This is a genomic window from Nonomuraea sp. NPDC051941 (assembly GCF_044593615.1).
In genome coordinates this window covers 44364-65038 of the sequence record NZ_JBIUCF010000052.1, presented here as the reverse complement: position 1 = coordinate 65038, position 20675 = coordinate 44364, and the positions used below count along the sequence as shown (strand labels likewise).

Sequence of the window (20675 nt, the reverse complement as noted above, 5' to 3'; positions counted from 1 at the left end):
AGCCGTCGGCCCGAACGGCTCCATCTTCCACGGAGGTCAATCCACGATGTCGTATTGGCCGGAGACCGTGGTGCTGGTGACAGGGGCGGCCGGATTCATCGGCTCACATCTGGTGACGCGCTTACGAGCGCTCGGCGCTCAGGTGCACGCCGTCAGCCGCCGCCCCCAGCAGGCTCGCCATGGCGAGACCTGGCACGTGGCGAGCCTGAGCGACGCCGACGCGACGACGCGGCTCTTCCGGTCGGTACGGCCTACGCTCCTGTTCCACCTCGCCGGTGAGGTCACCGGATCGAGAGGTGACGAGGTCCTGCGCGCCACCCTGGAGAGCAACGTCATCGGCGGGGTCAACGTGCTGGCCGCCGCGCACGAACGCGGCATCAGGACCGTCTTCACCGGCTCCATCGAGGAGCCGCGCCCGGGCAACGACCAGGCGCCGCCGTCGTCGGCGTACGCGATGTCCAAATGGGCCGCCACCGGCTACGCGCAGCTCTACCACCGGCTCTGGGACCTGCCCGTCACCGTCCTGCGCCCCAGCATGGTCTACGGGCCCGCCCAGCCCGACACCACCAAGCTCGTGCCGTACGTAACGCTCTGCCTCCTGCGGGGCCAGCACCCCCGGCTCACCAAGGCCACCAAGCTCGCCGACTGGATCTATGTCGACGATGTCGTCGACGCGTTCGTCCTGGCGGGCGAATCAGACAAAGCCATCGGACACACGCTGGATATCGGCACCGGCGTCAAGACCCCGGCTCACGAGGTCGTCGAACGGATTTATCGGATCACCGGCACGAGCACGCGACCCGAATTCGGCGCCACTCCCGATCGCCCGCACGATATTATGCAGGTCGGTGACATAGCACCGGCCGCGGACCGGCTCGGCTGGCGTCCTGTCACGGAATTGGACGAAGGGTTGCGCCGAACTGTCGATTGGTATGCGTCGCAAGAATGTCACAAAGAATCACACGCTCAGCCGGGCCCGGGATAATTCTGGGAGCATAGAGGTACTTGTCTGGCCGGAGGAGCGCCTTTATGAGCCGTCTTAATGCCCTGCGCAGCCGTTTCGTGGACGCTCCGGACTCGCTGGGGGCCAAGGCACGGGCGCGCAGGTGGCAGTGGTTCGCCGACCGGTTCCCCGACCTCGACCAGATGAACGTGCTCGACCTCGGCGGCACGGCCGGGGCCTGGATGCGCGCCCCGGTCAGGCCGGCCCACGTCCACATCGTCAACCTCGAGCAGCCGCCCGCCGACCTGCCGGGATGGCTGCGGGCCGATGTCGCCGACGCCTGCGACCTACCGGCCGCGATCCGTGGCACGCGCTACGACCTCGTCTTCTCCAACGCGGTCATCGAACACGTCGGCGGGCACCAGCGCCGGCAGCGGTTCGCCGACACCGTGCACGAGATGGCCGACCGGCACTGGGTGCAGACGCCCTACCGCTATTTCCCGGTCGAGCCGCACTTCCTGTTCCCGGGGTTCCAGTTCCTGCCGCTCGCCGCGCGGACGACGATCCTGCGCCGCTGGCCGCTCGTCCACACCCCGACCTCCGACCGCGACGCCGCCCGGATGATCGCCATGGAGGTCGAGCTGCTCAGCGTGACCGAGATGCGGCACTACTTCCCCAAGTCCCAGATCCGCTTCGAGCGGCTGGCCGGGCTGGTGAAGTCGGTCATCGCGATCCGCGCCTAGTCCGCGGCCAGCACGCTCGCGCCGCCGCTCTCCCAGGTGTTGCCCTTCCAGACGTTGCCCGGCCCGTTGGAGTCCCAGTACGACACCGGGCCGGCGGAGCCGCCCTTCGGCCACACCTTGCGGCTGAAGACGTTGTCGATCACCTTGATGTTCGAGGACAGGCCCTTCCGGCCGGCGCCCGCGTAGAGCGACCAGCCGCCCCCGGCCAGCAGGTTGCCCTGCACGGTGACGTTGCGGGTCACGCCGAAGTCCTGGAAGAGCGCGATCGCGCCCGTCTGGTCGAGCGTGTTGATCACGGTGTTGCGCCGGATGATCAGCTCGGTGCCGGCGGCGGCGGTGCCCGTTGACATGATCATGTCGGTGTGGTCGCCGGAGTAGTACTTCGGGTCGTGCACGTACGAGTCCTCGACCAGGCCCTGGTCGGTGAGGATGCCGTTGGAGATCGTGTGGATGTCCACCCGGCGCACAGTGATCATCTTGCCCTGGTTGAGGATGCCGAACTGGGTGCGCTGCTTGCCGTTGCCGAAGATCTCGCTGTCCTCGACCTTGAGGCCCGAGAAGCCCTCGCGCTGGAGGATGCCCCAGTAGTCGGTCTGCCCGCGCACCCGGGTGTTGCGGATGGTCACGTTGTCGGCCTCGACCGTGATGTCACCGGTGATGTCCCAGCCGTCGATGACCTTGCCGTCCTCCCTGATGACGATCGAGCCGGTCTTGCGGACCAGCTCGGTGCCCTCGGGGACGCCCGTGTTCCCGGGCCCGGGCCAGCCACCGCTCGGCGGCGGTGCGGTCGTCGGCGTCTTCGTCGGAGTGGGAGTGGGAGTACTAGGGGGCGTCTGCGTGGGAGTGCCGGGAAGCGTCCTGGTGGGAGTCGCTGTCGGCGTCGGCGTCGGCGTCCTGGTGGGAGTCGGGGTCCGGGTCGGGGTGGGGGTCCGGGTCGGGGTCGGCGTCACCGTCGGAGTTGGGGTCGGCGTCCGGGTCGACGTCACCGTCGGCGTCGAGGTCGGCGTCGAGGTCGGCGTCGAGGTCGGCGTGGGCGTCACAGGAGGAGGAGTAGGCGTCCTCGTCGGCTGAGGCGTCGGCGAGGAGATCAGGGTCGGCGTCTTGATGGGCGTCTTGGTCGGAGTCGCGGAATCGCCGGGCTCCGGCGTCTCCGTCGGCCTGCGCGTCGGCCGCGAGGTCGGCTTCTTGGTAGGCCACCGGGGCCACCACCAATGACCCTTGGTCTTCCGTGGCCGCGGGCTCTCCGTGGTGGGTCGCGGCCGGGACTTCTGACCGGCGGCAGCCCGCGGTGAGACCGAAGCCCGTGCTCCCCCGCTCGCGTCCGTCAGGGCCGCCTGAGGCTTCAGCACATCAGAGGCGATGACGCCGTATCCGCCCGCCAGCACCGCCACGGCGGAGACACCGGCCAGGGATAACCACCCGGTCCGCCTCTTACTTCGCGTACTCCGCCGATGCCTTGACACAGGTGACTCCTTCCGATCACGGCCATATCGAGTCCCCAAGGGGAGAGAGTAGCCATGCCGGAAGCACTAAGAGGGGCTTTTTGCCGAAAAAGGACTCCTTTACCCCTCAATTCCCAGAAAGCTCAGCTTTCTCAATGATGATCAAAAAGCACGTTATCCCGGACTTACCGCCCCACCGTTTTCCCAGGTGTTACTGTGCCACGTATTTCCGGGCCCGTCCTTATCCCAATAAGAAACCGGCCCGGCAGACCCGCCCTTCGGCCACACCCTGCGGCTGAAGACGTTGCCGATCACCTTGATGTTCGACGAGGTGCCCTTGGCCCCGGCGCCCGCGTACAGCGACCAGCCGCCCCCGGCCAGCAGGTTGCCCTCCACCGTCACGTTCTTGACCACGCCGAAGTCCTGGAACAGCGCGATCGCGCCCGTCTGGTCCAGCGTGTTGATCACGGTGTTGCGCCGGATGATCAGCTCGGTCCCGGCGGCGGGCGGCCCGGTCGACATGATCATGTCGGTGTGGTCGCCGGAGTAGTACTTCGGGTCGTGCACGTACGAGTCCTCGACCAGGCCCTGCTGGGTCAGGATGCCGTTGGAGATCGTGTGGATGTCCACGCGGCGCACCGTGATCATCTTGCCCTGGTTGAGGATGCCGAACTGGGTCCGCTCCTTGCCGTTGCCGAAGATCTCGCTGTCCTCGACCTTCAGCCCGGTGCGCCCCTCGCGCTGGAGGATCCCCCACCAGCCCTTGGTGCCGCGGACGCGCGTGTTGCGGATGGTCACGTCGTCGGCCTCGACCGTGATGTAGCCGGTCACCTCGACGCCGTCGATGACCGTGCCGTTCTTGGTCACCCGGATGGACCCGGATTCGCGCAGCGGCACGCCGCTGGGCACACCCGTGTTGTCCGGTCCCGGCCAGCTCCGCTCGGCCGGGTTCAGCGGCGGGGCCGACGTGGTCGGGGTCGTGGCGAGCGACTGGGTGGCGAGCGGCTTGTCCTGGGCGCCGCCGTTCTGGCACCCGCTCAGCAGCACGACCAGGCCCAGGCCGAGACACCAGCCTATGGCGGACGACCTCACTAGGCGTTGGGCTTCCGGCCGCCGACGAGGTCGGCCAGCGCCGGTGGCGTCCAGCGCTTGGCGACCTGGCGCAGGTTGCTCTTCCACGCCTCTCCGGGCCGCTGCTTGAACAGCGTGGTGTGCTCGTCGGTGGCCTCTTCCTCGGGCCGGCCGTTGGAGTAGTAGTACAGCGCCATCGAACGCCGCGCCCGGTCCGGCGGACAGGTCAGCGGGTCCGGGTGCCCGTGGTTGGCGTCGTCGGTCGTGGCGAACACCACGAACCGGTTGAAGAGCGGGAGGATCTTGCCTTCGCACTCGGTCATGTCCTTGTTCCACAGCTGCAGGTGCCCGCCGTAGCTCTCCTCCCAGTCCTTGTTGAGGTAGAGCAGGCCGTTGAGCCGGCGGTCGAGGTTGAGCTTCCGGCTCTTGTTGAAGTCGGCGTGCACCTTGAGGAAGCCGCCCGGCCGGATCTGGTGCAGGCCGCCGCCCTCGAAGTGCGGGTCGGAGACGAGTTGCGTGATGCCGGTCAGCCGCTCGAGGAACTGGACGAACACCCCACTGTTGAACTCCGCCAGCAGGTGCCGGGTGGCCGGCCCCATGCGCTCGGTGTCGGCCAGCGCCAGCTTCACCTCGCGCGCGGTGTCGAACCGCTGCCAGGTGGCGTCCCGCGGCTCGGGGAACTCGTCGAGGACGGGCTCCAGCACCTCGGGCGGCAGGAAGTCGTCGATGACCACGTGGCGGAACGGCGAGGCCGTACGGAACTGCTCGGAATACTTGTCCGCCAGCGGGAAGAGGTCATCCCGGCGGAAGGTGAAAGCCTGCAGATCCTGCATGAAATGTGTCTCCGTCTCTACGACACCGCGGCCCCTACCTCGTCATCGCCTCAGCCGTGTCATCTGTTACCTGTAACGCTCCATTGCTGGGGTGCGATGGGGACATGTGAAGCCCGGCTGCCCCCGAGTCGCGATCGTGATCGTGACCTACAACAGCGCTCCGGTCCTCGGCGGTTGCCTGGCCTCTCTGCCCGAGGGCACCGATGGGGTGGATCTCGCCGCCGTCGTCGTGGCGGACAACGCCTCCAAGGACGACTCGCTCCGCATCGCCGAACAGGCCGTCGGCCTGCCCATGTGTCCTCTGCCAGTGGGCAGGAACGCCGGGTACGCGGCGGCGATCAACGCCGGAATCGCAGCGCTCGACCTCCACGAGCTCGACGCGATCTTCGTGATGAACCCCGACTGCCGCCTTCGCCCCGGTGCGCTGGCCGTGCTGAGCGAGGCCCTCGGGCGTCCGGGCACCGGCATCGCCGTCCCCCGGCTGATCAGCACCGAGGGCGTGCTCCACCACTCGCTCCGCCGCACGCCGGCCGTACGCCGCGCGCTGGCCGAGGCGGTGCTCGGCGGGCACCTGGCGGGCCGCGTCGGCGCGCTGGGCGAGATGATCGTCGACCCCGGCCGCTACGAGCGACCGGGCCCTGCCGACTGGGCCACCGGGGCCGCCATGCTCATCTCCGTCGCGGCGCTCACCGAGGTCGGCCCGTGGGACGAATCCTTCCTGCTGTACAGCGAGGAGACCGAGTACGCGCTGCGGGCCGCGGACGGAGGCTGGAGCCTCTGGTACGAGCCCGCCGCCGTGGTCGAGCACATCGGCGGCGAGGCGAAGACAAGCCCGATGCTGGCCGCGCTGCTCACGGTCAACCGCGTGCGGCTGTTCCGGCAGCGCCGGGGCAGGGTCGCGAGCACGGGCTTCTATCTCGCGGTCCTGCTCGGCGAGGCCATGCGGGCCGCAGCGGGCCGCCGCACGGCCAGAGCGTCGGTCGTGGCCCTCCTGCGGCCCTCCCGCCGGTTGCGGACCCTACCTGGATGAGAGGAAAACCATGAGAGTCGAGCACCTGGAGCTCGAAGGCGTGCTGCTGTTCGTGCCGGCGCCCAGCCACGACGATCGGGGCTTCTTCACCAGGACCTTCGACGCCGTGATCGCCGCCGAGCACGGGCTGGACCACACCGCGTTCGTCCAGGACAGCCAGTCGCGCTCGCGCCTGGGCACGATCAGAGGGATGCACGGCCGCTCGGGCCGGGGCGAGGCCAAGCTGGTACGGGCCGCGCACGGCGCGGTGCTCGACATCCTGGTGGACGCGCGGCCGGCGTCGCCGACGTTCGGCTCCCACATCACCGTCCGGCTCGACGACGTGTCGTTCGCGCACCTCTACGTGCCGCCGGGCATCCTGCACGGCTACCAGGCGCTGACCGAGCACGCCGACGTCTGCTACCGCATCGACAGGGAGCACGACCCCGCCGAGGACCTGGCCGTCCGCTACGACGACCCCGACCTCGCGCTGCCCTGGCCGTTGCCGGTCACCGCGATCAGCGAGCGCGACAGGTCGGCGGGCTCCTGGAAGGAGCTCAGGACCATCTTGTCCGCCTGATCCCGCCGCTCGAACCGCAGCAACGCCCCCGCCGCGCCGACCAGCAGGAACATCACGCTGGTGATGCCGGGGAAGGAGAGCAGGTCGAAGGTGGCCGCCCCCAGCAGCGGGATCACCAGGCAGGCGGCGATGGTCAGGCCCAGGTTGCGTACGTTCGGATCGGAGCTCAACCGGCGGACCCAGAGGGCCACGACGATCCCGCACCCGATCACGCCGACGAACCCCAGCACGCCGAGCACCCCGGTCTCGACCAGTGACAGCAGGTACTGGTTGTCGAACACCTGATGCTTGAACGGGTACCAGGTGCCGAGCCCGCGGCCGAAGACCGGGCTCTTGTCGAACTCCCGCATCGCGAACGGGTAGTCGTGGGTGCGGTAGATGATGCTGCTGTCCTCGCCCGCGCCGGCGAACAGGTTGTAGAACGTTCCGATCAGGCCCGGCGCCAGGACCTTCATGAAGCCCAGGAACACCACGAACGCGCCGATGGTGACGATCCGGCGCCGGTTGGACCAGCCGAGCAGGAGGATCAGCCCCGCCCCCGCCAGGCCGAGCACGGCGGTCCTGGAGACCGAGAACATCAGGCCGGCCGCGATGATGACGGCGCAGATCCACCAGCGGGTCGCGGCCTCGCCGCGGCTGCGCGCCTGGAAGCCGAGATGCGCGGCCAGCGGCAGCAGCATCGCCGACACCGCGCCGAATTCGATCGGGTGCCCGAGCGTGCCGGCGACGCGGCGCAGGTCCGACCGGGAGATCACGGTCGGCACCTCCTCGACGGAGGAGTGGCGCAGCCCGGGGATCTGCATGTACTTGGTGAGGTCGAAGTCGAGCCTGAACTGCAGCAGGGCGACGATCGCCGCGAACGTGCCGCCGATCACGACCGCCTTGAGCACGAAGTCGAGGCGCTCGCGGCTGTCGATGCCGTCGCAGACCATCAGCAGCAGGCTCACGTAGCCCGCGTAGAGCACGAACGTGTGGTCGGAGAGATTGAGCTCGTCGGACGGCAGGTACAGGTAGGTCGTGTACCCGTAGATCGCCAGCAGGAGCATGCCGTACACGAAGATCGAGGTGCGGACCGGGTTGCCGCCCTTGGCCACGCCGGTCGTACTGATCATCTGCGCGCACACCCAGACCACGCCCAGCACCAGAGCCATGATCTCGGCGGGCGTGAGCGACAGCGGAAGCCCGGCCACCGCCAGGCGGGCCGGCAGCATCAGCAGGACCACGACGAAGAAGCAGACCAGCGTGGCGCCGTCGGCGCGCCGGAGCGGCCGCTGGGCCAGGTTGGCCCCGGTCATCCTTCGCGTCCAGCCAGCGACCGCGTTCCGTTGCTCGCGACGGGCTCGTAGAGTCCGAGCTCGGGCGGCGTCGGGCGGCGGCGCGCCCGGCGATGGCGGGCGAAGCTCTCGGCCGCGAAGGCGGCGAACAGGCTCATGAAGAACGCCAGCGCCCCGGTGACCACCGCGCTGCGCATCCGGCTGCCCTTCTTCTCGTCGGGCTGGGTGGGCGGCACCACGACGGTGGCGCTCACGTAGGTGGTGGGCGGCGCCTTGACCTGCTGCTGCCGGGCGCGCAGCTCCTGCTGGGCCAGCTCGGTGACCTTCACGACGATGCCGTGGGCCAGCTCGGCGCTCGGCGCCTCGCAGGTGATGACGATGAAGGGGGTCGCCGGCATCATCTCGGGGTTGGTGCCACCGCTGGTGATCTTGAGCGTGACGTCGCCGCCGATCGGCGCGCCGACCTTGGCGACCGCCTCAGGGGTGTTCAGCGCCTGGATGAGGATCGACGAGGTCATGCTCAACCCCTGGTCGAAGGAGACCAGGGGGTTGGTGCGGGGGTTGGGGAACCTGGGGTCGGCCGGCACGCTGCCGCCGGTGACCGGCAGGGTGAGGACGAGCGCCGAGCTGGAGATGAAGGTTTTGGGCGCCACGGCGAAGATGCCGACGGCTCCCACGACCGTGAGGAGGAAGGCCGGAATCGTCACGTACCACCGCTTGAACAGAACGGTCACCGTCGCCCAGAAGTCCATGCGCGGGCCTCATCCCTCGCCGTTGTCCTGGGTCGCCTTGCCGGGCCAGGGCACGGGCGAGAGAGGCTCCCCCCGGTAGATGGGGAACTCCATGGTGCTGGAGCTGTCCTCGTCGAGCTCCGCCAGTTCGACGGGCTCGTCCGTCTGCGCCGCCACCGGCTCCGGCGCCGTCACGGGAGTGACCACCGGAACCGCCACCGGGACCGCCAAGGGTGCCGCCAGGGGTACCGCCGGGGGTAGCGGGGGCTCCGGCTGCTCCGGCTGCTTGGGCGCGCGCCTGGTCACCACGCCGTAGGCGATGCCGAGGCCCAGGAGCAGGCAGAGCACGGCGCCGCCGATCGCCCCCTGCCAGTTCACGCTGTGGTCGGCCTCGGGGGTGGACGGCGGCACGATGTCGGTGGAGGTGATGAAGGTGTTCGCCGGAGCGCCGAGCGCCTTCTGCCATTTGAACAACTCGGTCGCCACGCGCTCGCGCGCCGCCATCAGCACGGCCGTGGCCTGCCGAGGAGACTCGCTGTCGACCCTGATGTAGATGTAGGGCCCGTTGATGTCCAGGACGTTGGGGTTGGAGCGCCCGTCGTCGATCGTGATCTCCGTCGGGCCGTCCTTGGGCGCGCCGAGCTGCGTCCAGACGTCCTGCGTGTTCATCGACAGGATGACGATGCTCGCCCCGGTCTTCAGCGCGTCGTTGAAGGAGAGGAACGGGTTGGTGAGCCCCTGCTTGGTCTTGTCGGAGGGGACGGTGCCCCCGTTCACCGGCGTGGCCAGCACGAGGGAGACATCGGTCGTGTAGTGCGCCGGAACGACCGTGTACACCACAACGCCCACCAGGATCGAGAGACAGATCAGTGGCGGGCCAATGAGAACTCGGCGGAGAAGACCAAGGATCGTCTTCCAGAACTCCATTTTGGTACGTTCCCCCGCATCAGCAATGCTTGCTCTATAGCGGACCATCGCCCATTCGCGGCCAGACGTTACATCTCCGTAGAACGGTTACACCGCGCGTAGTCGCAGCGATAGACCTACCGACTACGGCGACGGGGGCTTCGGTGGGGATGACGGTAGAGCGTCCGGCGACGCGGCGCAGGCTGACCGGGCTCGACGGCTTACGGGGGCTGGCGGCGTTGTTCGTCGTCCTTCACCATTGCTGGCTCCTGTCCTTCCCCGGGTTCCCGGTCAACGACGCGCCCTGGTGGACGGGGTGGCTGCTCTACGGCCATTTCGCGGTCGTGGTGTTCATCGTCCTGTCCGGCTTCTCGCTGGCGATCTCGCCCGCCCGGTCCGGCTGGCAGCTCGGCGGCATCCCCACGTTCCTCAACCGCCGCGCCTGGCGCATCCTGCCGCCCTACTGGGCGGCGCTGGCGTTCAGCCTGGTGATCGCGTGGACGGTCATCCCGCAGCCCGGGCAGCAGACGCCCACCGGGCAGTCGGCCCTCATCTACGGGCTCCTCCTGCAGGACGTCTTCGGCTCCCCCAGCCCCAACGGGGCCCTGTGGTCGATCGCCGTCGAGGCGCAGCTCTACCTGGTGTTCCCGCTGATGCTGCTGGTCCTGCGCAAAATGGGTGCGGCGGTGATGCTCGGCGCGGTGACCCTGATCGTCGTGGCGGTGGGGGCGCTGGCGCCCTCCGTGCCGGCCGTGGACCTGCTGATGCGGCTGACGCCGCAGTTCGCCGTGCTGTTCGCCGTGGGCGCGGTCTGCGCCGGCGTCGTGCGCGCGCAGGAGCGTACGGAGCGCCTGCCCTGGCACTGGTTCGCGGCGGCCGCCGCGGTCCCGGTGCTCCTGCTGATCGTGGTCGCCGGGCCGGTCTGGGTGGTAGCGAACTTCTTCTGGGTGGATCTGGCGGTCGGCCCGGCCGCCGGGTTGTTGCTGACGGGTGTGGCGACGGGCAAGCCGGTCTGGCTCGTACGGCTGCTCGACACGCGTCCGCTCCGGCGGCTGGGCTCCTTCTCCTACAGCCTCTACCTGATCCACTCACCGCTCGTCGTCATGATCAACCGGCTGGTCGTCGCCCCGCACGTGCCGCCGGGCATGCCGACCTTTCTCCTCACGCTCGCCCTGGCAGTGCCGGTGAGCGTGGGGACGGCGTGGTTGTTCGCCTCGGTCTTCGAGTTGCCCTTCCAACGGCACCGGAGCTGGAGGGGCCTGCGCGACGCCGTACGCGCGCGGTTCGTCAGGTGAGCTTGGCCAGCGCCTCGGCCTCGTACTCCGCCGCGAGCTCCTCCGGGATGCGCGTCAGGTCGTCGGCCCGGTAGAAGTCGCGCAGGGTGGTGCCGCGGCAGGTGGCGTCCACGTTGGGCGCCGCCGCGCGGGAGCGGACGTCGTCGATGTGGACGGTGCGGAAGTCGATGCTGAACCGGGTCCTGCCGGAGGTGTTGGTGACGGTCGAGTGCAGGTGCGCCCCGGAGAAGAGCAGCATGCCGCCCGGCTCCGGCACCAGCCGGAGCTCGGTTTCGAGGTCGAGCGCCTCCTCCGGCTTGGGCTGCTCCCGCGTGTCGCTGTGGATGTGCTGGGCGGCCGTGGGCCGGCTGACGGCGGTCCACTCCGCGTAGTCGTAGCGGCCGCTGCCGTTGCGCACGGGGCGGTCGAAGTACTGCGGGTGCAGCGCGAAGACGTTCTCCGGGACCACCTCGTAGATCGGGATCCACCAGTTGACCTGGCAGAACGGCGCGGCGTACCAGCAGTCGCGATGAGCGTGGTAGGCGTAGGAGATGCCGGAGTCGAGGTAGTGATCGGCGGTGGAGGTGCGCAGCCTCGGCACGTCGAAGTAGGTCTTGTCCAGCGCCATGCCCAGCTCGTCGAGCAGGGTGACGAGGAGCTTCTTGCTGGTGGGGTGGTGGATGAAGCGCGGCTTGAGGTCCGCGAGCAGTGCCGCGAACTCCTCGACCGGCATCTCGTACTGGGCGGTCTGGGGGTCGCGGCCCTCGAACGCCTCCTCGATCAACTCGCGGGCGAACTCGATCAGCTTGGTCGAGGCAGGCGTCGCCGAGTAGAGGAAGAGGTCTCCCTGGAAGAGCATTTTGCGCCGGACATCATCGTTGATTCGGCTATTTGCCAATAAAACGGACATAGCGAGATTTTCCCCCTCGCGTGGTTCTTTTCCCTTCTCTCGCCTTAGCCCGCATCTTCGTTACAGGGGGTTGGAGGGGTTACAGAGGCAACTGCGTCTGCGTGTCCGGCCTGCCCACGTAGACCGAATAGTCCGGGTGGTCGAAGCGGTGCAGCGCCTGGATGTTGTCGTTCCAGGGGGCCGGAACCGGGCGCTTGTGCCGCAGCCCGTTGATCGGCGCCAGCTTCATCAGCTCGTTGTCCTCGTTGAACTCCCGGATCGCGCTGAGCTCGCCGACATACTCGTTGTGGATGATCTGGTCGTCGTCGCCGACGGTGTCGTCGAGGTAGCAGAACACGCGGGGCAGGAAGTACTTGTGATCGCCCCCGAACAGCCGCAGCGCCGCCGCGGTCGAGGAGTAGAAGTCCACGTCGATGGAGACGAACCCGATCGGCGCCGGACGCTCGCCGTCCAGGAACTCGCCGACCGTGTCCTCGATGTTGCCCAGGATCAGGGTGGCCTCCCCCAGCCGGGCCCGCAGGGCGTCGACGTCCATGACGAAGTCGCCTTCGCGCCAGATGTAGGGCAGGTCCCGGAAGTCGGTGGGCTTGGGCAGCCCGGCGCCGGTGTCGAAGCCGTACACGTCGATCTTCACGCCCGACGCGGCCGACGCGAGCGCCGCCATGCGGTTGAGCTCCACCATGCCCGCGCCGCCCGCGACGCCGAACTCGACCACGCTGATCCGGCCGACGCCGAGGCGCCTGGCCAGCTCGGCCGCCTGCTGCACGCCGTAGGCGTAGTGCGGCCTCGGGTAGAGGTCGAGCGAGCAGCGCAGCTCGTACGAGCCGAACGGCAGGCGCCGCATGGCGGCCAGCAGGATCCGGCCCGGCTGCATGAGCAGCCGCACGATGCGAATCAACACGAGCAGATCACCCTTTCGAGGAGACGAGTCGGGCGGCCAACCCGGCGAGTTTGCGGCTGCGGTGCGTCAGCATCTGGTGCTGCCGGCGATAGTAGGTACGCAGCAGCACGGCGTGGGCGCGGTTGCGTTGCTCCGTGGACAGCTCCATGAGCCGCACGGCTCGGTACATCGCCCGGAACTGCAGCGTTGTGGCGAAATGCGCGGTCCAGGCCGGCACCCCGAGCGCCGCGGCGATCCCGGGCAGGCGCCGCTCGCGCAGGTTGCGGTGGGCGAGCGTCTCCGGCACGTGACCCCAGGGCGCGGTCAGCGCGAGCATGGTGGCGTAGACCTCGTCCTCGCGGATCATCAGCGGCCGGGGCACGGCGGCCACCTGCTCCCGCCGCATCAGGCCGTAGAGGGGGTCGAGTCCGTGGTGCTGGGTGGTGACGACGTCCCACAGCTCGTCCAGTCGGTCGATGGGGTCGTCGGAGAGCATCCGGGTGCCGCGGTAGCGGGGCTGGTGGACCGTCCCGTCCGCCCCGGTGTAGCTGACGTCCGAGGTGACCAGGATGAGCCGCTCATCGGCCAGGAACGGCTCCAGGCTCCGGGAGACGTAGCCCGGTTCGAGCAGGTCGTCGTCGCCCATCCAGCGGAAGAACTCCCCCCGCGCCCGCCGCAGCACCTCCACGAAGTTCCCGACCACGTGCAGGTCACGCGGCTGCCGGTAGTAGGCGATGCGGCTGTCCTGCCTCGCCAGCTCGCGGCAGAGCTCCTCCGTGCCGTCGGTGGAGGCGTTGTCCGAGATCACCACCTCGATCTCGGCGTGGTCCTGGGCGAGCGCCGAGCGCACGGCCGCCTCCAGGCGGTCCGCACCGTTGCGGACCGGGATTCCGATGGACACCAGCATCGCTTCTCCTCGAGGTCATCGCGCGCGGGCGGGAAGCAGCCGCACCAGGCGATCGCTCACAATGTGGAACTGGTCGCGGGTCACCACGACCAGCATGTAGGCCAGCAGGCCGCCGCCGCCCGCCACGATGAGCTGGACCAGGGGGCTCCCCTGGGTCAGCATCGCGAGGCCCAGCATGACGGCCGCGCACACCAGCGCTCCCGCCGCCGGGCGGGCGAGTCCCGGCAGGGCCGGGGCGAGCCGTACCCCGGCCCGCTGCACGGCGAGCACGGCGAGCGGAAGGGCCACGAGCACGGCGGCGGCCGCCTGCCCGATCGCGGCGCCGCGGATGCCGTCGAGATGCGTGCCGACGATGACCGCCGGGATCATCGCCGCCGCGTGCCCGAGGTTCATCCAGACCGTCGAGCGGGTGGCGCCCTGCCCGTTCAGGATGTCGAGCGCGAAGGAGGTGAGCATGCGCACCACCATCAGGACCGCCAGGAACCGCAGCACGCCGGCGGCCAGCTCCCACTTCGGGCCGTAGATGAAGATGATCAACGGGTGCGCGAGCAGCGCCATGAAGACGGCCAGCGGCAGCACCATGGCGATGAGCAGCGGCACGGTTCGCTGCACGCCGAGCGACAGGGACTCCTCGTCGCGCTCGGCCAGCCGGGAGAAGCCGGCGATCGACACCATGCGGATGGCGCTGCCGATGATGCCGGGCACCCAGCTCGACACGTTGAAGGCCATCAGGTAGAAGCCCAGCCACGCGTCGCCCATGATGTTGCCGACGATGATGTAGCCCACGTTGAGCAGCATGATCTCCAGCGCGATCCCCGCCGCCGAGGGGATGCCGAACCGCAGCAGCTTGGCCGCGATCTGCCGGTCGAACCCGAACCGGTAGGGCAGGCGCGCGTAGAGCAGCATGAAGACGCCGGTGACCACGGCACCCGCGAGCTGCCCCCAGGCGAAGCTGTACGCGCCCGCCCCGTTGACCGCCAGGATGATCGCCACGGGCGCGTTGACCAGGAAGCCGGCGAGGACCGCCTTGGCGTTCTTGCCCGTGCGGAACCAGCGCAACAGGGCCGCGCTGCGCACCGCGGTGACCGCCTCGACGAGGATGACCGCGGTGAGGATGCGCACCACGGACGTGGCCTCCGCGCTGCCCGCCAACGCCGAGAAGTACGGCGCGCCGACCCAGAAGATCCCGTACAGACCCAGTGCGGAGATCATGGTCAGGGTCGTCGCCGTGGGCGCGATGTCCTCCAGCCGCCCGCGCCACTGCACGACGGCCGACATCACGCCGACGTCCTTGACCACCATGACGAACTGGGTGGCCGCGAGCGCGACGGCGTAGACGCCGAAGTCCGCCGGCGCGAGGAGTCTGGCCAGAATCAGGCCGAGGATGAACGAGCCCGCGCGGGTGACCAGTGTGCCGAGAAAGCTCCACACGGCCCCTCGGCCCGCCTTGCGCCCGATGTCGCTGATGTCCGGGCCCGATTGGTCTGCCATGCCGGCCTTCCCTAGCTAGGCTCGCTGATCCGCTCCAGCCAGATCTCCCGCCAGAACGGGACGAACGCGCGGGGGCAGTTGGACTTGTAGACGCCGTCGCAGATGATTCCTTCGAGCGCGATGCAGGGGTTCTTCATCTCCAGCATCTCGCCCGTCTTCTCGTCGATGCAGCGCTCGACGCGGGCGCTCACGCGGGCGACGCGGCCGCACGAACGCGCCATGTCCTCCTCGAAGCCCAGCCCGCGGTTGAACCCCTTGGCGTTCAGCGTGGCGATGATCTCGTCCCTGGATTTGATCCGCACCAGCTCACCCGGCTGGAGGTCGGTCGTTCCCGTCGGCGTGGGGCCGGCGTGCGGGCCCGGCCGTACGAAGCCCCAGGCCAGGCCGCCCTTGATGCGCAACCACTTCGGGAACTTCCTGGACAGGCGCTGGTAGCGGTTGAACATCCCGAAGAAGAGCGTGCGCAGGGTCGGTCCGACCCCGGCGTTGCCCACCTGGATGTCGGTGACGTACTGGCTCATGTCCCGGAACGGGAGCCGTTCAGGGGCGGCGCGCAGCAGCTCGGTGGCCTGGCAGCGGAAGCGCTCCTCGCCCTCCGGCCCCGGCTCCCTCCGGGTGTTGACCTCGAGGATCGGCAGCAGCGGCCGCTCGGGGCGGACGGCCGGCTCCGAGGTGGGCGGCCCGTCCACCCGCTTGAGCCAGGCGGTCTTCCAGTAGAGCAGGCAGGCCGTCTGGCAGCCGCCATGGGCCGACCCGTCGCAGCGGGAGCCCGTCAGATGGACGGCGTCCTCCATGCGCCGCATCCCGGTTCTGGTCATCGTGTCGCAGAGCTTGTTGGCCACCTTGTGAACGGTGAGCCGCTGCCCGCAGAACCGCAGCATCTCCGGCATGAAAGGGAGGCTGTCCAGCTCCCCCTTGTCATCGAGCGTGGCGAGGATCTCTTCCGCACTGAGGACCTCGACCACGTCGCCGACTTTCAGCGCCAGGTTCAACCCATCCACTCCTTCACCAGGCCCGCGTTCTGCAGGGCATGTGCCGCGTCCGCTATTGCCTGGAACGGCAGGTTCGACCGTTCCGCGATGTCCAGGAGACTGTTCAGCCCGTCGGAAAGGCTCAACACCCACAACATCGCCATCTGCGCTTGTTTCGTGTCACTGCGCCCGCCGAGTGATCCGTACAGGCCCCTGGCTCCCAGCTGGGGCTCGCCGTACGGGCTGAGGTTCTGGTACCGGCGGTTGCCCTCCAGAACCCGCACGGCCGTCCACAGCGTCTCAAGGGTGTCCTCCATCGCCTCGGGACGCACGAAGTCAGGATTGTCGGCCGAGGTGTGATATTCCGGATATCCGCCGTACGGCGTCCTGGTCAACGAGCCGACGGCGAGGTTGAACCCCGGCGAGCAGTACTGCCGCTCGTCGTAGCCGTACGGGGAGAAGTCCAGGACGGTGTGCGGCCGGTCCTTCAGCACGTGCGCGAAGACCTGGTCGATCTCGGCGTCGCCGCGCCTGCTGCGCTTGTAGGTGATCGTGCCGCTGTCCCCCGCGCAGGCCAGGGTCACGCCGTGCCTGATCCGGTCGGTGCGCTCCCGGTTCAGGGCGAGCCACGTGATCGCGCCGATGGTGCCGGGCGCGAAGATGAACCGGTAGGTGTACCAGGGGTCGGACAGCCGCTGCGCCAGGGCGACGGCCACCGCCACGCCGGCCAGGTTGTCGTTGGCCAGCGAGGGATGGCAGACGTGGCAGGAGATCAGCACCTCCTGCGAGCTGCTGCCGGGGACCACGTACTCGCCGTAGGTCAGGTACCCGTCGGCCAGCGTGGAGTCGATCCTGACCTCGTACGGGCCGTCGGCCATCCCGTCCAGGGTGTTCTGGCTCAGGCAGAAGCCCCAGGTCTCGGCGTAGTAGCTGGTCCGGTACGGGATCAGGTCCGGCTGCTCGGGCAGGGTGTGCAGGTGCCCGCGCAGCTCCTCCAGGGACATCGTGGCCTCGACCGGCACGCTGTATCCCACGACGTGCAGGTTGGAGTCCTGGAAGTCGACCACCTTGTTCCCCGCGGCGTCCTTGATGGAGGCGTCGCGGATGTTCCACTCCCGGGGGATCGTCCAGTCGAGGACCTTGGTCCCGGTCGGCACCTGGGTGATCTCCAGCGGGATCGACTCGCCGATGATCTCCAGGGTCTGCCGCAGCCCGTCGCCGGTGATGCTCCGGCACAGCGGGTAGAGCCGCCGTACCAGGTCGTGCATTTCCGCGCCGGTCATGGGCGCAGGGTGTCGTCGACGGTGCCGGCCTCGCGCCGGTCGGCGAGCCGGGCCAGCCGGGTGAAGCGGCGCTCGAAGTCCTGCTTCGTCAGACCGTGCTCGCGGTAGGCGTCGATCAGCTCCACCGCGCCCGCCTTGACCGTCCAGCGCGCCTCGTAGCCCAGCTCGGACCTGATCCGGGAGAAGTCGACGCGGTAGGAGCGCGGATCGGATCCCGTCTCGCCGGTGATGCTCAGCGTCGATCCGGGCACCGCGGCGACGACCTCGGCCGCGATCTCGGCGACGGTCACGTTGTTGACCTCGGTGCCGACGTTGAAGGCCGTCGTGTGCACGGCTTCGCGGGGCGCGACGAGAGCCGCCGCGAAGGCCTCGGCGATGTCCCTGGCGTGGACCAGCGGGCGCCAGGGCGTGCCGTCGGACAGCACCCGGACCTCGCCGGTCAGGTGCGCGTGGCCCACCAGGTTGTTCAGCACGATGTCGGCGCGCAGCCTCGGGGAGAACCCGAAGGCGGTGGCGTTGCGCAGGAACACCGGCGTGAAGTCGTCGTCGGCCAGCGTGACCAGGTCGTCCTCGACCCGCACCTTGGACTCGGCGTACGGCGTCACCGGCCGCAGCGGCGCGTTCTCGTCCAGCAGTTCCTCGCCGCCGGACGCGCCGTAGACCGAGCAGGTGGAGGCGTACAGGAAGCGGCGCACGCCCGCCTCCTTGGCCAGCCTGGCCAGCCGGACCGAGGCGTGGTGGTTGATGTCGTAGGTCAGGTCGGGCGCGAGCGCGCCGAGCGGGTCGTTGGACAGCGCGGCCAGATGGATCACCGCGTCGAATCCCGCCACGTGTTCGGGACCCGCGTCACGCAGGTCCACCGCGTGCGCCTCGACCTTCTCGGGCGCGGGGCCGAGCAGGCAGTCGGCGAACAGGCCGGAGTCCAGGCCGACCACCTCGTGCCCGGCCTCGGCCAGCATGGGGGCCATCACGGTGCCCAGGTAGCCCTGGTGACCGGTGAGAAGTACCCGCATCAGTTCTCCAGATCGACGGTGAGCTTGGAAACGTGGAACGCCTCGGCATAGCGCGCGTGGCACTCGATGCCGCGGATGCGGGCCAGGCCCAGGAACGCCTCGCGGTCGTACCAGGGCCGATGTCGCTGGGAGGCGTAGTGGCGCTGGAGCAGATCGACCTTCAGCTCCGCCACCTCCTCCGTCAGCGGCTGGAAAACGGCGGGCGCGGCGAGGTCGCCGTCCCATTTGACGATCTCGTAGCCGAGCGTCAGGTGGTCGCGGAAGGCCGTGGGCACCAGCTTGGCCAGCCCGCGGTGGTCCTGGTGGGCGTCGCCCCGCCAGGGTGCGAAGATCAGGCCGGGGTCGGTACGGGCGCGCAGCTCCTCCACCGCGGCCTTGGCCTCCTCCCACCTGGCCGGCAGGTAGCCGTCGGGCAGCTTCAGCACGGTGACGCGTAGCTCGGCGCCCGGGCAGAAGTCCGCCAGCGCCGCGCGCTCCTCGTCCTCGCGCTCGGTGCCGCCGCCGGACAGCACCAGCGCGTCCACGCGGATGCCGGGGCGGGCGGCGCAGACCGTCAGCAGGCTGCCGCCCGCCCCGATCGCCAGGTCGTCACAGTGCGCGGCGAGCGCCACGATGCCGTCGAGCCGCCCCGCGCGCAGACCGATCACCGGGACCGTTCCCAAAGGGCCCACGGGCGCTCGCCCCGGGAGTAGGCCTCGTCCAGCTCCATGCGCTGGTTCACGGTGTCGGTCGGCCGCCAGTAGCCGCGGTGCGGGTAGGCCAGCAGGCGTCCGCGCTTGGCCAGCTCCACGCAGCCGTCGGCGACCAGGTCACCGTTCTCCGGGATGTGCTCGAAGACCTCCTGGGTCAGCACGAAATAGCCGCCGTTGACCCACACCGGCATCTCGCTGACCGGCGAGATGCCGCCGATCAGGCCGTTCTCGCCCACGTCCACGCAGTGGAAGGTCTGGGACGGCGGCACGACCATCATCGAGGCGGCCGCGCCGGACTCGGTGAAGCGGTCGATGATGTCGGGCAGCGGCGCGTCGGTGAGCACGTCCGCGTAGTTCGCGAGGAACATCTCGTCGCCGTCCAGGTGGTGACGGACGCGGCGCAGCCGTTCGCCGATCGGGGAGTTGGTCCCGGTCTGCACGAATGAGACGGACCAGTCGGAGATGTCGCTCGACAGCAGCTCGACCTTGCCGCCGCGTAGGACGAAGTCGTTGGACGTGGCTTCCTGGTAGCCGAGGAAGAAGTCCTTGATGTGGTGGGCACCGTAGCCCAGGCACAGGATGAACTCCTTGTGCCCGAAGTGCGCGTAGTAACGCATGACGTGCCAGAGCAGCGGCCGCGGGCCGACGAGCGCCATCGGCTTGGGCACCTCGCCCGGCACACCCGTACGCATGCGCGTGCCGAAGCCTCCACAGAACAGGACAACCTTCACACGACCTCCAGGTGTGGGATCGGGAAGACCAGACGGCCTCCCCATTCGTGCACATAGGAGAGCTGAGCGGTGAGCTCTTCGCGCAGGTTCCACGGCAGGACCAGCACATAGTCCGGGCGATCTTGAGCGATGCGCTCCGGAGCGGCGATGGGGATCCGGGTCCCCGGAGTGAATCTGCCGTGCTTGTAGGGGTTGCGGTCAACCGTGTAGGCCAGCAGGTCCTGACGGATGCCGCAGTGGTTGAGGAGCGTGTTGCCCTTTCCCGGCGCGCCGTAGCCGACGACCGTCTTGCCTTCCTCCGCGGCGTCGATCAGGAAGCGGAGCAGGTCGCGGCGGACGCGTGCGACCCGGTCGGCGAACCCGGCGTAGCCGGACAGATCGTGAAGTCCGGCCGCCTTCTCCCGCGCGAGCACGTCGAGCACCCGATCGGACGGGCTCCCCGACGGCCGGGCCCACAGCCGGATGGATCCGCCGTGGGTGGGCAGCAGTTCGACGTCCACCAGCGTCAGCCCGCCGGAGGCCAGCGCCCGCTGCGCGGAGGCGACCGTGTAGTACTGGAAGTGCTCGTGGTAGATCGTGTCGTACTGGTTCAGCTCCATGAGCGTGAGCAGGTGCTGGACCTCGATCGACACCCACCCGTCGTCGGCCACCAGAGCCCGCAGGCCCTCGGTGAAGCCGACCACGTCGGGGATGTGCGCGTAGACGTTGTTGGCCACGACCAGGTCGGCCGGCCCGTGCTCGGCCCGCACCGCGGCGCCCGTCTCCGGCGTGAGGAACGCGGTGAGCGTCGGCACGCCCTTGTCCTTGGCCGCCTGTCCCACGTTGGCCGACGGCTCGATGCCCAGGCACCCGATGCCGCGCTCGACGACGTGCTGCAACAGGTAGCCGTCGTTGCTGGCCACCTCGGCCACGAACGACGGCTTCAAACGTTCCACAGCGGAGTCGACGAACTGCCGTGCGTGTTCCACCCATGAGGCGGAATAAGACGCGA

21 protein-coding genes are annotated in these 20675 nt (G+C 69.2%); 5 read left to right on the top strand and 16 right to left on the bottom strand.

Going from position 1 to position 20675, the window contains the following annotated elements; translation table 11 throughout:
- The first annotated feature begins 46 nt into the window (after positions 1–46).
- Both ACIHFD_RS54545 and ACIHFD_RS54540 read left to right on the top strand, forming a co-directional pair.
- Complete coding sequence (locus tag ACIHFD_RS54545; RefSeq protein WP_397373630.1) at positions 47–985, top strand: NAD-dependent epimerase/dehydratase family protein; 939 nt, start codon at positions 47–49, stop codon at positions 983–985.
- Positions 986–1029: 44 nt separating this feature from the next.
- Positions 1030–1686 (top strand): hypothetical protein, encoded by a 657-nt coding sequence (locus ACIHFD_RS54540; RefSeq protein WP_397373629.1) that lies wholly within the window; start codon positions 1030–1032, stop codon positions 1684–1686.
- On the opposite strand, the gene ACIHFD_RS54535 is transcribed toward ACIHFD_RS54540, so the two are convergent.
- The 3 genes from ACIHFD_RS54535 to ACIHFD_RS54525 all read right to left on the bottom strand — a co-directional run bounded on the left by ACIHFD_RS54535 (position 1683) and on the right by ACIHFD_RS54525 (position 5032).
- Positions 1683–2636: a hypothetical protein gene (locus ACIHFD_RS54535; RefSeq protein WP_397373628.1), complete on the bottom strand. Its 954-nt coding sequence runs from the start codon at positions 2634–2636 to the stop codon at positions 1683–1685. The genes ACIHFD_RS54540 and ACIHFD_RS54535 overlap by 4 nt on opposite strands.
- Positions 2637–3302: 666 nt before the next feature.
- The gene (locus tag ACIHFD_RS54530; protein ID WP_355206686.1) at positions 3303–4220 is read right to left on the bottom strand and encodes a right-handed parallel beta-helix repeat-containing protein; all 918 of its coding nucleotides are present in this window, start codon (positions 4218–4220) and stop codon (positions 3303–3305) included.
- Positions 4220–5032, bottom strand: coding sequence for a 2OG-Fe(II) oxygenase (locus ACIHFD_RS54525; protein ID WP_363981227.1), 813 nt, complete (start codon positions 5030–5032; stop codon positions 4220–4222). The genes ACIHFD_RS54530 and ACIHFD_RS54525 overlap by 1 nt, the downstream gene beginning before the upstream one ends.
- A gap of 91 nt (positions 5033–5123) precedes the next feature.
- Here ACIHFD_RS54525 and ACIHFD_RS54520 point away from each other — a divergent pair, with 91 nt between their 5' ends.
- Together ACIHFD_RS54520 and ACIHFD_RS54515 are read left to right on the top strand one after the other, a co-directional pair.
- Positions 5124–6062 (top strand): glycosyltransferase family 2 protein, encoded by a 939-nt coding sequence (locus ACIHFD_RS54520; RefSeq protein ID WP_397373627.1) that lies wholly within the window; start codon positions 5124–5126, stop codon positions 6060–6062.
- A 10-nt stretch (positions 6063–6072) separates the two neighbouring features.
- Positions 6073–6621 (top strand): dTDP-4-dehydrorhamnose 3,5-epimerase family protein, encoded by a 549-nt coding sequence (locus tag ACIHFD_RS54515; protein ID WP_350733541.1) that lies wholly within the window; start codon positions 6073–6075, stop codon positions 6619–6621.
- Here the strand turns inward: ACIHFD_RS54515 and ACIHFD_RS54510 are convergent.
- From ACIHFD_RS54510 to ACIHFD_RS54500, 3 genes are read right to left on the bottom strand one after another with little or no spacing between them, the layout of a single operon-like run.
- Positions 6510–7916 (bottom strand): O-antigen ligase family protein, encoded by a 1407-nt coding sequence (locus tag ACIHFD_RS54510; RefSeq protein ID WP_350733540.1) that lies wholly within the window; start codon positions 7914–7916, stop codon positions 6510–6512. The two genes, ACIHFD_RS54515 and ACIHFD_RS54510, sit on opposite strands and share 112 nt — an antisense overlap.
- Complete coding sequence (locus ACIHFD_RS54505; protein ID WP_350733538.1) at positions 7913–8647, bottom strand: hypothetical protein; 735 nt, start codon at positions 8645–8647, stop codon at positions 7913–7915. Before ACIHFD_RS54505 ends, ACIHFD_RS54510 begins: the two co-directional genes overlap by 4 nt.
- 9 nt (positions 8648–8656) lie before the next feature.
- Positions 8657–9466 carry a hypothetical protein gene (locus ACIHFD_RS54500; RefSeq protein WP_397373626.1) on the bottom strand — a complete coding sequence of 270 codons (810 nt, stop codon included), beginning with the start codon at positions 9464–9466 and terminating at the stop codon, positions 8657–8659.
- A gap of 236 nt (positions 9467–9702) precedes the next feature.
- Between ACIHFD_RS54500 and ACIHFD_RS54495 the strand changes: the two genes are divergently transcribed.
- Positions 9703–10827: an acyltransferase gene (locus tag ACIHFD_RS54495; protein ID WP_364264206.1), complete on the top strand. Its 1125-nt coding sequence runs from the start codon at positions 9703–9705 to the stop codon at positions 10825–10827.
- On the opposite strand, the gene ACIHFD_RS54490 is transcribed toward ACIHFD_RS54495, so the two are convergent.
- The 10 genes from ACIHFD_RS54490 to ACIHFD_RS54445 form a co-directional block, all read right to left on the bottom strand.
- Positions 10820–11665: a hypothetical protein gene (locus ACIHFD_RS54490; RefSeq protein ID WP_387581457.1), complete on the bottom strand. Its 846-nt coding sequence runs from the start codon at positions 11663–11665 to the stop codon at positions 10820–10822. The genes ACIHFD_RS54495 and ACIHFD_RS54490 overlap by 8 nt on opposite strands.
- A 130-nt stretch (positions 11666–11795) precedes the next feature.
- The gene (locus tag ACIHFD_RS54485; RefSeq protein WP_350733533.1) at positions 11796–12617 is read right to left on the bottom strand and encodes a hypothetical protein; all 822 of its coding nucleotides are present in this window, start codon (positions 12615–12617) and stop codon (positions 11796–11798) included.
- A 7-nt stretch (positions 12618–12624) separates the two neighbouring features.
- A complete protein-coding gene (locus tag ACIHFD_RS54480) occupies positions 12625–13503 on the bottom strand; it encodes a glycosyltransferase family 2 protein (RefSeq protein WP_363981208.1) in 879 nt (292 codons plus the stop codon).
- A gap of 15 nt (positions 13504–13518) precedes the next feature.
- Positions 13519–14994, bottom strand: coding sequence for an oligosaccharide flippase family protein (locus ACIHFD_RS54475; RefSeq protein WP_397373625.1), 1476 nt, complete (start codon positions 14992–14994; stop codon positions 13519–13521).
- An 11-nt stretch (positions 14995–15005) separates the two neighbouring features.
- Complete coding sequence (locus tag ACIHFD_RS54470) at positions 15006–15995, bottom strand: hypothetical protein (RefSeq protein ID WP_397373624.1); 990 nt, start codon at positions 15993–15995, stop codon at positions 15006–15008.
- Positions 15983–17248, bottom strand: a complete 1266-nt coding sequence (locus tag ACIHFD_RS54465) for a DUF4910 domain-containing protein (RefSeq protein ID WP_397373623.1) — start codon at positions 17246–17248, stop codon at positions 15983–15985. The genes ACIHFD_RS54470 and ACIHFD_RS54465 overlap by 13 nt, the downstream gene beginning before the upstream one ends.
- Positions 17245–18261 (bottom strand): NAD-dependent epimerase/dehydratase family protein, encoded by a 1017-nt coding sequence (locus ACIHFD_RS54460; protein ID WP_397373622.1) that lies wholly within the window; start codon positions 18259–18261, stop codon positions 17245–17247. The genes ACIHFD_RS54465 and ACIHFD_RS54460 overlap by 4 nt, the downstream gene beginning before the upstream one ends.
- Positions 18261–18908 (bottom strand): PIG-L deacetylase family protein, encoded by a 648-nt coding sequence (locus tag ACIHFD_RS54455; RefSeq protein ID WP_350733522.1) that lies wholly within the window; start codon positions 18906–18908, stop codon positions 18261–18263. The genes ACIHFD_RS54460 and ACIHFD_RS54455 overlap by 1 nt, the downstream gene beginning before the upstream one ends.
- Complete coding sequence (locus ACIHFD_RS54450; protein WP_397373621.1) at positions 18905–19684, bottom strand: sugar phosphate nucleotidyltransferase; 780 nt, start codon at positions 19682–19684, stop codon at positions 18905–18907. The genes ACIHFD_RS54455 and ACIHFD_RS54450 overlap by 4 nt, the downstream gene beginning before the upstream one ends.
- Complete coding sequence (locus tag ACIHFD_RS54445) at positions 19681–20619, bottom strand: class I SAM-dependent methyltransferase (protein WP_397373658.1); 939 nt, start codon at positions 20617–20619, stop codon at positions 19681–19683. The genes ACIHFD_RS54450 and ACIHFD_RS54445 overlap by 4 nt, the downstream gene beginning before the upstream one ends.
- Positions 20620–20675: the final 56 nt, after the last annotated feature.

What these genes read in the sequence shown, in the direction of transcription:
- ACIHFD_RS54545 (WP_397373630.1), top strand. Translation starts at nt 47, where the DNA reads ATGTCGTATTGGCCGGAGACCGTGGTGCTGGTGACAGGGGCGGCCGGA.
- ACIHFD_RS54540 (WP_397373629.1), top strand. Translation starts at nt 1,030, where the DNA reads ATGAGCCGTCTTAATGCCCTGCGCAGCCGTTTCGTGGACGCTCCGGAC.
- ACIHFD_RS54525 (WP_363981227.1), bottom strand. Translation starts at nt 5,032, where the DNA reads ATGCAGGATCTGCAGGCTTTCACCTTCCGCCGGGATGACCTCTTCCCG.
- ACIHFD_RS54515 (WP_350733541.1), top strand. Translation starts at nt 6,073, where the DNA reads ATGAGAGTCGAGCACCTGGAGCTCGAAGGCGTGCTGCTGTTCGTGCCG.
- ACIHFD_RS54510 (WP_350733540.1), bottom strand. Translation starts at nt 7,916, where the DNA reads ATGACCGGGGCCAACCTGGCCCAGCGGCCGCTCCGGCGCGCCGACGGC.
- ACIHFD_RS54505 (WP_350733538.1), bottom strand. Translation starts at nt 8,647, where the DNA reads ATGGACTTCTGGGCGACGGTGACCGTTCTGTTCAAGCGGTGGTACGTG.
- ACIHFD_RS54495 (WP_364264206.1), top strand. Translation starts at nt 9,703, where the DNA reads ATGACGGTAGAGCGTCCGGCGACGCGGCGCAGGCTGACCGGGCTCGAC.
- ACIHFD_RS54490 (WP_387581457.1), bottom strand. Translation starts at nt 11,665, where the DNA reads ATGCTCTTCCAGGGAGACCTCTTCCTCTACTCGGCGACGCCTGCCTCG.
- ACIHFD_RS54480 (WP_363981208.1), bottom strand. Translation starts at nt 13,503, where the DNA reads ATGCTGGTGTCCATCGGAATCCCGGTCCGCAACGGTGCGGACCGCCTG.
- ACIHFD_RS54475 (WP_397373625.1), bottom strand. Translation starts at nt 14,994, where the DNA reads ATGGCAGACCAATCGGGCCCGGACATCAGCGACATCGGGCGCAAGGCG.
- ACIHFD_RS54465 (WP_397373623.1), bottom strand. Translation starts at nt 17,248, where the DNA reads ATGACCGGCGCGGAAATGCACGACCTGGTACGGCGGCTCTACCCGCTG.
- ACIHFD_RS54460 (WP_397373622.1), bottom strand. Translation starts at nt 18,261, where the DNA reads ATGCGGGTACTTCTCACCGGTCACCAGGGCTACCTGGGCACCGTGATG.